8 protein-coding genes are annotated in these 11,542 nt (G+C 71.8%); 4 read left to right on the top strand and 4 right to left on the bottom strand.

What is annotated here, in order from left to right; all coding sequences use genetic code 11:
• Positions 1–37 precede the first annotated feature (37 nt).
• A complete protein-coding gene (locus tag WME82_RS24990; RefSeq protein WP_438044929.1) occupies positions 38–2,251 on the top strand; it encodes a hybrid sensor histidine kinase/response regulator in 2,214 nt (737 codons plus the stop codon).
• 54 nt (positions 2,252–2,305) lie between these two features.
• Here WME82_RS24990 and WME82_RS24985 read toward each other — a convergent pair whose 3' ends face one another.
• Genes WME82_RS24985 through hisS form a run of 3 tightly spaced genes read right to left on the bottom strand, consistent with a single transcriptional unit; the run spans position 2,306 to position 5,957 of the window.
• Complete coding sequence (locus WME82_RS24985) at positions 2,306–2,917, bottom strand: COMM domain-containing protein (RefSeq protein ID WP_438044825.1); 612 nt, start codon at positions 2,915–2,917, stop codon at positions 2,306–2,308.
• Positions 2,914–4,698 (bottom strand): hypothetical protein, encoded by a 1,785-nt coding sequence (locus WME82_RS24980; RefSeq protein WP_438044824.1) that lies wholly within the window; start codon positions 4,696–4,698, stop codon positions 2,914–2,916. Before WME82_RS24980 ends, WME82_RS24985 begins: the two co-directional genes overlap by 4 nt.
• On the bottom strand, positions 4,695–5,957 hold the full coding sequence (gene hisS / locus WME82_RS24975; RefSeq protein ID WP_438044823.1) for a histidine--tRNA ligase: 1,263 nt from the start codon (positions 5,955–5,957) through the stop codon (positions 4,695–4,697). Before hisS ends, WME82_RS24980 begins: the two co-directional genes overlap by 4 nt.
• A gap of 138 nt (positions 5,958–6,095) precedes the next feature.
• Between hisS and ruvX the strand changes: the two genes are divergently transcribed.
• A complete protein-coding gene (gene ruvX / locus WME82_RS24970) occupies positions 6,096–6,518 on the top strand; it encodes a Holliday junction resolvase RuvX (protein WP_438044822.1) in 423 nt (140 codons plus the stop codon).
• 8 nt (positions 6,519–6,526) lie between these two features.
• Here ruvX and WME82_RS24965 read toward each other — a convergent pair whose 3' ends face one another.
• Positions 6,527–8,089 (bottom strand): serine/threonine-protein kinase, encoded by a 1,563-nt coding sequence (locus WME82_RS24965; RefSeq protein ID WP_438044821.1) that lies wholly within the window; start codon positions 8,087–8,089, stop codon positions 6,527–6,529.
• 355 nt (positions 8,090–8,444) lie between these two features.
• On the opposite strand from WME82_RS24965, the gene rpsO reads away from it, so the two are divergent.
• Positions 8,445–8,711 (top strand): 30S ribosomal protein S15, encoded by a 267-nt coding sequence (gene rpsO / locus WME82_RS24960; protein WP_272093461.1) that lies wholly within the window; start codon positions 8,445–8,447, stop codon positions 8,709–8,711.
• A 556-nt stretch (positions 8,712–9,267) separates the two neighbouring features.
• Positions 9,268–11,541, top strand: a complete 2,274-nt coding sequence (pnp, locus tag WME82_RS24955) for a polyribonucleotide nucleotidyltransferase (protein WP_438044820.1) — start codon at positions 9,268–9,270, stop codon at positions 11,539–11,541.
• Position 11,542 lies beyond the last annotated feature (1 nt).

The following is an 11,542-nucleotide window of genomic DNA, read 5'->3' as shown; positions in this document are numbered from 1 at the left end:
TCGTCCCTGCGCGCTGACGTGGTGAGATGTCGTGGAAATGCACGCTGAGCCTGCGAGCGAGAGGGTTGGCCGCCTCGTCGCGCTGAACGCCGTCCTCACCGTCGTGGCCCGCCACTCGAACCTGCTCCTGCCGAGGCCGTTCGAGGAGCTCGCCGGGGCCGTCGGCCGGTTCGCCGCGTTCCAGCTCCTCGCGGTGGTGTTCCCCGAGCCGGAGGGCGGGCTCCGCGCGTACGCGGTCTTCCGCGGCGACGCGCTCGCCGCCGCGCCGTTCGGCGCGCGCCAGCCGGCGCCCGCGGCGCTCTTCCGGCGGGTGTTCGCCGAGGGCGAGCCGTTCTCCTGCGACGACACCCGCGCGGGGGACGCGCTCGCCGAGATGGGGGCCAGCGCGGGGTGCCTCTCGTACGTCGCGCTCCCGGTGCGGGCCGCGCCTCCGGGCGCCCAGCCCGGCCACCCCGCCGCGCGCTCCGGGCCGGCCGGGGCCGGCGGCTTCGGCTGCCCGATCATCGCGGCGCTCGTCGTCGGCTACGGAGACGCCGGCGCGGCGGCCTCGGCGCCGATCCCGCTCCTCGAGGAGATCGCCGACGCGCTCGGCGCAGGCCTGGATCGCTCGCTGCGCGTCGTCGCCGGGGAGCGCGAGGCCGCCGAGCGGCTGCTCAGGATCCGCGAGCTCGAGGAGCAGCACCGGAACCTCCTCGACAACGCGCCGCTCATCATCTTCCGGCTCGATCCCGAGTCCGGCGAGCTCTCGTTCCTGAACCGGCACGCCGAGCGGCTCCTGGGCGTGCCGGTGGCCGAGGCGCTCAGGACGCCGGGCTTCCTCGGGGAGGCGCACGCCGACCCGGAGGGCGTGATGTGCTTCGAGGACGCGGTCGCGCGGGCCAAGCTCGGGGCCCCGTCGGCCTCCTACGAGGCGCGCCTGCGGCGGCGGGGCGGCGACGCGATCACCGCGCGCGGCACGGTGTACCCGCTCGTCTCGGATCGCGGCCGCGTCGTGGCGATCGAGGGCGTCCTCGCGGACGTGAGCACCGAGCACGCGGCGCGCACGCGGCTCATCCAGGTCGATCGCCTCTCGACGCTCGGCACGCTCGCGGCCGGCGTGGCGCACGAGATCAACAACCCCGCGGCGTTCATCCTGCTCGGCCTGGACATGCTCGACCGCCTCCTGCGCGGCCCGAACGTGCGCATGGAGGGCAGCGCCGCCTCCAGCGCGTCGGAGCTCGTGAAGGAGCTGCGCGACTCGATCAAGCGCATCGTCGACATCGTCCGCGATCTCAAGCTGTTCGCGAGCCCGCCGCAGCCCGAGGGCTCGCGGCGCACGCTGACGGACGCGAACCGCACGGTCGAGTCCGCGCTGAGCCTCACGCGCGGCCAGATCATCGAGCGGGCGCAGATCGTGAAGAACCTCTCCGAGGTGCCGCCGATCCTCATGGATGACGGCCGGCTCGGCCAGGTCATCGTGAACCTCCTCGTCAACGCGGCCCAGGCGATCCAGAAGCCGAGCTCGAAGCACGAGGCCCGCGACCAGACGGTGACGGTCGAGACGCGGAGCGACGGGGAGACGGTCGAGATCGTGGTGAGCGACACCGGCGCCGGCATCGCGGAGGAGAACCTGCCGCGCATCTGGGCGCCCTTCTTCACGACGAAAGGTCCGGAGGTCGGCACGGGGCTCGGGCTGTCGATCAGCCGCGAGATCATCGAGCGCGCGGGCGGGCAGATCACGGCGGAGAGCCCGGTCCCGGGGCGCGTCCCGCCCGGCGGCGCGCGCTTCATCATCTCCCTGCCCGCGGCGGGGCGGACGGACGAGGCGACGCCGAGCGTCTCGCCTGTGCCGCGGCTCGTCTCGAAGCGGGTGCGGGTGCTCGTGGTGGAGGACGAGGCGTCGCTCGCCCGCGCGCTGTCCGATCAGCTGGGCCGCGTGCACGAGGTGGCGCTCGCGCCGAGCGCCGACGCCGCGATGGGGATGCTCGCGGGCGGGCAGCGCTTCGACGTGGTGCTCTGCGATCTGCGCATGCCCGGCATGTCGGGCGACGTCTTCTACACGCGGATCCGCGAGAGCGATCCTGTGCTGGCCCAGGGGTTCATCTTCATGACCGGCGTGGGCTTCGGCGCGGACGTCGAGCGGTTCCTCGCGTCGTCGGGCCGCCCGCTCCTGGAGAAGCCGTTCTCCGCCGAGGACGCGCTCTCCGCGATCGCCGAGGTCGTCTCCGCGAACTCCGCGCCCCGCGCGGAGGCGCGCGACAGCAGCAGGTAGAGGCGCGCGCTGTGGCCCGCGGGACGCCGTCGTCCATCTGAGCGGCGCGCGCGATCAGCCGAGGATCTGCGCGCAGAGCCGCTGGAGCTCGCTCAGCGTCTCTGGGGTCGCCTGGAGCGTGATGCGGGAGCGGAGGTCGCCCTCCTGGTAGCTCAGCGTGAGCACGACGACGGGGGCGGCGATCTTCGCGCCGCGGTTCGCGGTCGCGATCGTGTCGATGCGCCAGTCGATGCCGGTGAGCAGCTTGCCGTGATCGAGCAGCGCGCCGCGGACGATCTCCCGCCGCACGAGCGCCCTGGCCTGGTCGTAGCCGGCGAGCAGGACGGCCTGGATCTCCTCGGCGTCCTGGCCGGGCGCGAGCGCGGCGATGTCGGCCGCGAGCGCGGCGCGATCGAGGTCGAGCTTGCTCGCCTCGCGGATCAGGAAGCGGCACGCCTTGAGCACCCGCGCGAGCGCGTCGGACGCGACCTCGTGCCGGCGGCAGAACGCGTCGAGGAGCCGCTCCACGGCGGCGGGCACCGGCTCGGCAAGGCTGGGCCCGAGCGCCTCCCAGAGGCGCTGCCGCGCGCCCTCGGGCAGCTCCAAAAGCCGGCGCAGGTCGACGGTGAGCTCCGGGGGCGGCGGCGCTCCGCCGAGGCAGCGGAGCTCGGCACCGCGCGGGCTCATTGGCTCAGCTGGATCGGGACGTAGAGCGCCCGCATCGTCGCCGCCGTGCCCGCGCGCGTGTACCCGGCGAGGCCGAACAGGACGTTCCACCAGTGACCTTCCGGGGTCTCGCCGTACGAGAACAAGGGGACGAGGTGGAACTCCCACTCCTTGCCGTTCCGCACCCGATGCTCCCGGTACACGGTGTTGAGCGCGACCTGCGTCACCGACGTCGGGTCCGCGAACCGGAAGAAGAACGGCAGGGCCACCGTGGTGCGCGACGTCGGCGACGCGAAGTCCCAGAGGAACGGCGCGACGACGAGGTGCGTCGCGTCGCGGTTCCTCCCCGAGTAGAAGAACGGATAGATGTCCGTCTCCCAGCCGGTGAGATCCCGCGTGTGCCGCACGAGCGGCGTGAGCCACGTGGTGTCGCTCAACCCGTGGCGCTTGAAGCGGCCGTAGAACGGGAAGAGGACGAGATCATCGCTGCGCGGCGAGGTGTTCCGGTAATAGAACGGGAGCAGGAACGTCCGCTCGAGATCGATGGACGGATCCCGGTACTGCCAGAAGAGCGGCGTGATCATGTCGAGCTCCGTCCGCCCTCGGTAGCGAGCGTAGCCCCAGGTCGCGAAGGTGCTCTCCCCCTCCTCGCCGCGCGCCTTCAGGAAGAGCGGCGTGACGAGCAGGCTCTTGTTGCCCTCGTACCCGTAGTGAAAGAACGGGAACAGCGTCGTGCGGTCGTGGTTCTTGCCCCAGCTGTGCCAGTAGAACGGCATGATGTTGAACACGTCGCCCTTGCGGGAGTGCTGCCACATCAGCGGGCCCCACACGTTCGTGGAGCGGTCTCCGACGTCGCTGTAGTGGTAGTAGTGCAGGAGCGGCGGGATGACCTCGTACTCGCTGCTCTCGTCGTGGCCGTAGAAGTAGAGGGGGGCCAGGCCGAGATCGATCTTGTCGGCGGAGCGGGTGTCGCACGCGGGGCCGCCCTTCCAGCTGCAGTAGAGGGGGCCGATCAGGTTGAAGCCGCTCCGCGCCGTGTGATGCGTGAAGGTCAGCAGGGGAGGGATGTGGAAGTAGCCGCTCCCGTCGTCGCGCTTGCCCTCGAAGAAGAGCGGCGCGAGCCAGTTGTCGTGCCGGCCCGGCTCTGCCGCCCGCCCGGGGCTCGCGGGGCGACCCTCGGACTCGCGGTGCATGAACGGGCCGACGATCGTCGTGTACGTGTTCTCGTCGCGGAGCTTCCAGAAGAAGGGGAAGAGCACGTCGGCGTCGACGTCCTTGCTCCGGCGGTTGTAGTAGAGCGGCGTCACCATCGTGGCGCGGTCGCCGGGCATCCGGCGCTCCGCCCACAGGGGGAAGACCGTCCTGAACTGGTAGCTTCCGCTCCGCTCGCTGTAATAGGGGCCGTACCAGTCGCGCTGGATCTCCGCGGCGCGCCCGACCTCCCACTCGCCCACGTCGTTCGTGCCGATCTGCTTCTTGACCGCGGGCGGCACCGCCAGCGGGTCCTCCGGCAGGGTCGGCTCCTGGGTCTGGATCGGGCTCTCCTCGGACGTCGGCGCCGCGTGCGTCTCCGGCGTGCCGGGCGGCGGCTTCGGCGGCGCGCTCGCCGGCGGCGGCTGCGTCATGCCGGGCTGGCCGAAGCCGAGCTGCGCCGCCGCGACGGACGGCGCGGCGAGCGCGACCAGCGCCGCGGCGACCGACAGCGCCGATCCCGCGCGCCGAGCGCGGCCCCGCACCTCGCCCGCCGGCGCGCCGAGCGCCCCTCGCGAGCAGCCCTGCGCTCCCATCGCCTCGGAGGTCAACGCGCTCCCCGCTGGCCGCCGGGCGACGCCTCGAGGGCCCGATCCGCGAGCACGCGCGCCGCACCCTCCAGCGGGATCTCCTCCTGCACGTGCGCCACGAGATCCTTGATCTGGAGCACGCCGCGCTCGATCTCCGCGTCGCCCAGGATCACGCAGAGCCGCGCGCCGAGGGAGTCCGCGCGCCGGAGCATCGCCTTGAGCCGCCCGCCGCGCCCGTCGAGCTCGACCGGGACGCCGAGCGCGCGCAGCTGCTTCGCCAGCACGAGCGCCTGGTCCGCGCCGCTCTGGCCGAGCGGGGCGAGGAAGCAGCCAGGCCTCCGGCGGGGCGAGGCGCCGGGCATCATCGTGAGCAGCCGCTCCATCCCCATCGCGAAGCCGATCGCGGGCACGCTCGGCCCGCCGAGCCCCGCGACCATGGCGTCGTAGCGGCCGCCGCCCGCGAGCGTGCTCTGGGCGCCGAGATCGCCCGCGGTCGCCTTCACCTCGAAGAGCGTGCGCGTGTAGTAGTCGAGCCCCCGCACGAGCGACCGATCGACGACGTAGTTCACGCCGAGCACGTCGAGGCAGCGGCGCACGCCCTCCCAGTGCGCCCGGTCCGCGTCGTCGAGCAGATCGAGGATCGACGGCGCGTCGCGCGACACCTCGTGATCGCGCTGGTCCTTCGAGTCGAGGATGCGCAGGGGGTTCTTCTCGAGGCGGCGCTGCGAGTCCTCGCTGAGCTCGGCCTTGCGCGGCGTGTAGTGGGCGCGCAGCGCCTCGCGGTAGCGCTCGCGCGTGCCCGCGCTGCCGAGCGAGTTCACGTGAACCACGAACTCGCCGACCCCGATGCGCTGCAGGAAGCCGGCGACGAGGTCGATCGTCTCGGCGTCGCAGAGCGGCCCGGGATCGCCGAAGAGCTCGCAGCCGGCCTGGTAGAACTGGCGGTAGCGCCCCTTCGCCGGCCGCTCGCCGCGGAACATCGGGCCGAGGTAGTACCAGCGGGTGACCGGCTCCTTCGCGTGGACCGCGTGCTCGACGTAGGCGCGCGCGGCGCCCGCGGTGCCCTCGGGGCGGACGGTGAGCTGATCGCCGTGGCGTTCGAAGGAATACATCTCCTTCTCGACCACGTCCGTCGTCTCCCCCATCTGGTGCCGGAAGAGCTCCGTTGGCTCGAGCAGCGGCGTGCGCACCTCGGCATAGCCGTGGAGCTCCGCGTGGAGGCGGAAGGCCCCCTCGAGCTTGTGCCAGCGCTCCACCTCTTCGGGGAGGATGTCGTTCATCCCCCGTACCGCGCGCAGTTCCATCGCGCGGCGCTTATGGTCGGTGCTGGCGAGCGGGTCAAGCCGGTCGGATGCTTCCGGGTTACGCTCGGGTCTCGCCGGCGCGTCGCCCGAGGGCTATGGGGTCTTTCCAGAGGCATGGCGAAGGCGAAGGCACGCGCTGCGGCGATCGATCTTGGGAAGGCCCGCGTGGGCGTGGCCGTGACCGACGAGCTCGGGCTCTACGCGCACCCGCGGCCGCTGCTCGACGGGCGAAACCGGAAGGCGCTCCTGGAAGCCCTTGCAGCGCTCGTTCGGGACGAAGGCATCACCCGGTTCCTGGTGGGGCTGCCGCTCGAGATGAACGGGGACGAGGGGCCCGCCGCGCGGCGGGCGGCGGCCTTCGCGCAGGCGCTGGCGGACGCGGCCGGCGTCGAGGTGGAGCTCATCGACGAGCGGCTGACGACGGTCGAGGCGGCACGGCGGCTGCGCGACGGGGGCGTCTCGGGGCGGAAGAGCAAGGAGCGCGTCGACGGGGCGGCGGCGGCGCTGCTGCTCCAGGCGTGGCTGGACCGGCGCTAGGGGCGGGGCTACCGGTTCTCGCTGCGGAGCAAGAGGTACGCGCCGGCGGCGCCGACCGCGCCGACCGCGAACAGCACGACGTCCCACATGGGCCACGCGACGCCGGCCGCGCGCCGGAGGACGACGGCCTCCACCACCCGCACGAGCAGCGACGCGAAGCCGTACGCGCACAGGCCGACCACGATCGGCCGGCGCAGGTTGTCGGCCAGATCGACCGCCTTCATGCTGTTGTTCCAGACGGTCTTGCGCACGTGGCTCGCGCTGATCAGCGCGGGGGTGATCAGCGCGAAGCCGATCCCGGACGCGAGCAGGACGGCCTCGAGGCCCGTCAGGTTGTCGGTCACCTGGCCGCCGCGCGACAGGCGGATGATCGCGGTGACGAGCGTGATCAGGCTGCCGGCGACCCAGAAGAGGCCGAGCGCGAAGAGCAGCAGGATGAGCGGCCTCGCCATGCTCACCTGCTGCGCCTGGCGGAGCTGCATCGTCGGCGCCACGCGCGGCGCCGACGGCATCGACACGCGCGGCCCGGGCAACCCGGGGGCGTCGAGCTCCTTCGGCTCGGACTCGCTGGTGTCGTAGAGCGCGAGCTCCGCGTCGAGCTCCTCCATCGTCTGGTACCGATGGCCGGGCTCCTTCGCCATGGCCCGCTGGATGATCATCTCGAGCGGCTCGGGGATGCTCGGCTCGAGCGAGCGCGGGCGGGGCGGGTCCTCGGTGAGGACCGCGGTGAGCGTCGCGGTCGGATCGTTGCGGTCGAACGGGCGGCTGCCGGTGAGGGCGCAGTAGAGGATCGCGCCGACGGCGTAGATGTCCGCCCGGTGATCGACGCGCTCGCCGCGGGCCTGCTCCGGCGCCATGTACGAGGGCGTGCCCATGATCATGCCGGTCTGCGTGAGCGCGGCGCCGGGCGCGTCGTCGACCTTGGAGATGCCGAAGTCGATCACCTTGGCCGTCGGCATCGCGAGGTCGCCGGTGAGGAACACGTTCTCCGGCTTCATGTCGCGGTGCACCACGCCCTTCGCGTGGGCCGCGGCGAGCGCCTTGCAGATCTGCCGGACGATGCGCACGGCGGGGCCGGTCTTCATCTTGCCGGCCTCGTTGAGGTAGTCGGCGAGCTCCTTGCCTTCGAGGAACTCGTTCACGAGGAACGGACGGCCCTCCGCGGTGCGGTGGACGTCGAAGACGGTGACGACGTACGGGCTCTGCACCGCGGCCGCGGCCTCGGCCTCGCGCTGGAAGCGCGAGATCACCTGCGGCTGCCGCGCGAACTCCGGGTGCAGCATCTTGATGGCGAACCGCTTGCTGGAGATCCGCGTGTGGCGCGCCTCGTAGACGCGCCCCATGCCGCCCTCGCCGACGACGCGCACGACCGTGTACGTCTCGTTGAGCGTCTTGCCGACGAGATCGTCGCGGAGCGCGTCGTCCTCCGACTCATCGAGCGTCGCGGCGTCGCGCGGGCAAACCCTGAACTCGGCCGGGTACCGGACCCCGCAGGTGGGGCAGACCTTGGGGGTCGAGTTGTCGCTCCCGGAGGTCGGGAGCGCCGTGGCGGAGGAGGAGAGGCTCGTCATCGCGTTCGCGATATGAAGGTCCGACTGCGAGCCGCGCGCGTCCGACTGCGGTCGGGAGGCTTCGTCGGGGGGCCGGATGGTGCCGGGCATCGCCGACCGAGGGTAACCAATCGGCCGTTCTGGGGGTGACAAATCGCGCGGCCGTGTCGACCGCGTTGACGGACCGAGGCACCTGCGTATACTCGCGCGCTCCTCAGCTCACTGGCCTGAACTTCGCGGGCTCCCGCCACTACGGGCGTGGGGCTCACATTCAGGCGTCACTTGGCCAGCCGCCGGTCCCGTTCTTCGGTTTTCGGAGAGGACGAGCCGGCCCGGACGCTCGGTAGCGCACCGGCAGGGCCATGGAGAGCCAGCCATGCTGCACTCGGTTCAGAAGACGGACATCATCCAGAAGTACGCGATCCACGACGGCGACACCGGGTCGCCGGAGGTCCAGATCGCCCTCCTCAGCGAGCGGATCAACCAGCTGCAGGAGCACTTCCGCACGCACCAGAAGGACCACCACTCCCGCCGCGGCCTGCTGAAGCTGGTGAGCCAGCGCCGTCGGCAGCTCGACTACCTGAAGCGCGTCGACATCGAGCGCTACCGCGGCCTCATCAGCCGCCTCAACCTCCGCAAGTAGCGCGATCCTCGGGCCGATCAGGCCTGAGGTCCCGGCGCGAGGCGTGCGCCGCACGCCCGCGCTGCGCGAGAGCAGGCGACCTCGCCTGCCGTCGGCCTGCCGGGCCTGTCTGTCCCACCTGCTGCTTCACCCCCACCGCCGGCGGTTTGCCCCAGCGGCCCGTCCACGTGTGATCGCTCCTGCTCGCGGCCCGCACGCGTGCGGTCCGCCTCATCCGCGGCTCCGCGCCCGCCTTTCTGCACAAGCACCCCTGCGCGCGCGGTCGTTCCGGTCCCTTCCGTTCGGGAGGTTTTGCGGGACGCACCCCTGAACGCCTGCGTTTTGCGCTGGCGAGAGCGGAGCGGACGCTCTAAGGAGGTCACTCATTGACCACGGACCGGCGGGGCGATCGGGCCTCGCCGTTCCCGAGCGCGGGCTCCGCGCGTCTTCGTCTTCGCTTCGTGCGCAGCAGGTCGGCTCCTGCGCAGGAACCGAGGAAGAAGAGCAGCCCCTCGCGCTCGGCGTAGCGCCGCACGCAGCGGCCCTCGCGATCGTGCGAGAGAGAGCTGAAATCCCAATGTTCGTTCGTGAATCCGTCATGGTGGGTGGCCGTGCCCTCACCCTCGAGACCGGCCGCCTGGCCAAGCAGGCCCACGGGGCCGTGCTCGTCACCTACGGCGATACGATGGTGCTCGTGACCGCCGTCTCGCAGGACGAGCGGCCGGGCCTCGACTTCTTCCCCCTCACCTGCGAGTTCGTCGAGAAGACGTACGCCGCCGGCAAGATCCCCGGCGGCTTCTTCAAACGCGAGGCGCGCCAGCGCGAGGAGGAGATCCTCTCGAGCCGCCTCATGGATCGCCCGCTCCGCCCCCTCTTCCCGGAGGGCTTCAAGCGGGACACGCAGATCATCGCGACCGTCCTCTCCAGCGACAAGCAGAACAAGGCGGACGTCCTCGCGCTGACGGGGGCGAGCGCCGCGCTGCACATCTCGGACATCCCCTGGCACGGGCCGGTCGTGGGCGTGCGCGTGGGCCGGCTCGACGGCGAGTTCGTGGCGTACCCCACCGTCGCCGACATCGAGCGCTGCGACATCGACCTCGTCGTCGCCTGCTCGCGCGACGCGATCGTGATGGTCGAGGGCGGCGCCGCGGAGGCGACCGAGGCGGAGATCATCGACGCGCTGATGTTCGCGCACGAGACCGCGCAGCCGGTGATCGATCTGATCGAGAAGATGCGCGCCGCGGTGGGCAAGCCGAAGCGCGAGTTCGTCGCGCCGGCGCTGCCGGACGAGATCAAGCGGCGCGTCGCGCAGATCGTCGACGAGGACCTGAAGGCCGCGACGAAGGTGACCGACAAGAAGGCGCGCTACGACGGCTACAGCTCGCTCAAGAAGAAGCTGACCGAGACGCTCAGCGCCGAGCTCGGCGCCGAGAAGCTCCTGCCCGTCCAGGGGCTCGTGAAGGCGGAGTTCGAGGAGCGCAAGGCGCACGTCGTCCGCACCTATGTGATCGAGGAGGGCAAGCGCATCGACGGCCGCGACGGCAAGAGCATCCGGCCGATCATGTGCGAGGTCGGCCTTCTGCCGCGCGTGCACGGCAGCGCCCTGTTCCAGCGCGGTGAGACGCAGGCGATCGTCACGACGACGCTCGGCACCTCGACCGATGAGCAGAAGATCGACGGGCTCATGGGGGAGACGTGGAAGCGCTTCTACCTCCACTACAACTTTCCCCCCTTCTCGACCGGCGAGACGAAGCCGCTCCGCGGCCCCGGCAGGCGCGAGATCGGCCACGGCGCGCTCGCCGAGCGCGCGCTCTCCCGGATGATCCCGGCGCCGGATCAGTTCCCGTACACGATCCGCATCGTGTCGGAGACGCTCGAGTCGAACGGCTCGTCGTCGATGGCGGCCGTCTGCGGCGGGTGCCTCTCGCTCATGGACGCGGGCGTGCCGATCAAGTCGCCCGTCGCGGGCATCGCGATGGGGCTCATCATGGAGGGCCAGCGCTACGCGGTGCTCTCGGACATCCTCGGCGACGAGGATCACCTCGGCGACATGGACTTCAAGGTCTGCGGCACGGCGCGCGGCGTGACCGCGATCCAGATGGACATCAAGATCGCGGGCCTGAGCCGGCAGATCCTGGCGCAGGCGCTGGATCAGGCGCGCGAGGGGCGGCTCCACATCCTGGGCAAGATGCTCGAGACGCTGCCGACCACGCGGCCCGAGCTCAGCCAGTACGCGCCGCGGATCACCACGGTGCGCGTGAAGCCCGACCAGATCCGGCTGATCATCGGCCCCGGCGGCAAGACCATCAAGGGCATCGTCGACCAGACCGGGGTCGCGATCGACGTCGAGGACGACGGCACGGTGAACGTCGCGTCGGCCGACTCCGACGCCGTGAAGAGGGCGCTTGACATCATCAAGGGCCTGACGGCCGAGCCCGAGGTCGGCGCGACCTACAAGGGGACGGTCAAGCGCATCACCGACTTCGGCGCCTTCGTCGAGATCCTCCCGAACACCGACGGCCTGCTGCACATCTCGGAGATGGCCCACACGCGCGTCGAGCGCGTCGAGGACGTCGTCAAGGAGGGAGATTCGCTCGACGTGAAGGTGCTGAGCGTCGATCGCGAGGGGAAGATCCGGCTGAGCCGGCGCGAGCTGCTCCCGCTCCCGGAAGGCGAGGAGGGCGATCGGGCGCGCGAGCGCATGGCGCAGGCGCGCGACGCCGGCCCGCCGCCGCGGCGCGATGGGCCGGGCGGGCGAGGCGGCGATCGCGGCGGCGATCGCGGATCGCGGCCCGGCATGGAGCGCGATCGTGGCGGGCCGCCGCGCGAGCGCCGAGAGCGCCGCTCCTAGT

It is taken from the genome of Sorangium sp. So ce128 (assembly GCF_051525245.1).
GTDB lineage: Bacteria > Myxococcota_A > Polyangia > Polyangiales > Polyangiaceae > Sorangium > Sorangium cellulosum_B.
This window is presented reverse-complemented; position numbering and strand designations above follow the sequence as displayed.

Bases quoted from the DNA above. Each gene is read 5' to 3' on its own strand.
- WME82_RS24965 (WP_438044821.1), bottom strand. From the start codon at position 8,089: ATGACGAGCCTCTCCTCCTCCGCCACGGCGCTCCCGACCTCCGGGAGC.
- hisS (WP_438044823.1), bottom strand. From the start codon at position 5,957: ATGAACGACATCCTCCCCGAAGAGGTGGAGCGCTGGCACAAGCTCGAG.
- WME82_RS24990 (WP_438044929.1), top strand. From the start codon at position 38: ATGCACGCTGAGCCTGCGAGCGAGAGGGTTGGCCGCCTCGTCGCGCTG.
- rpsO (WP_272093461.1), top strand. From the start codon at position 8,445: ATGCTGCACTCGGTTCAGAAGACGGACATCATCCAGAAGTACGCGATC.
- pnp (WP_438044820.1), top strand. From the start codon at position 9,268: ATGTTCGTTCGTGAATCCGTCATGGTGGGTGGCCGTGCCCTCACCCTC.
- ruvX (WP_438044822.1), top strand. From the start codon at position 6,096: ATGGCGAAGGCGAAGGCACGCGCTGCGGCGATCGATCTTGGGAAGGCC.
- WME82_RS24985 (WP_438044825.1), bottom strand. From the start codon at position 2,917: ATGAGCCCGCGCGGTGCCGAGCTCCGCTGCCTCGGCGGAGCGCCGCCG.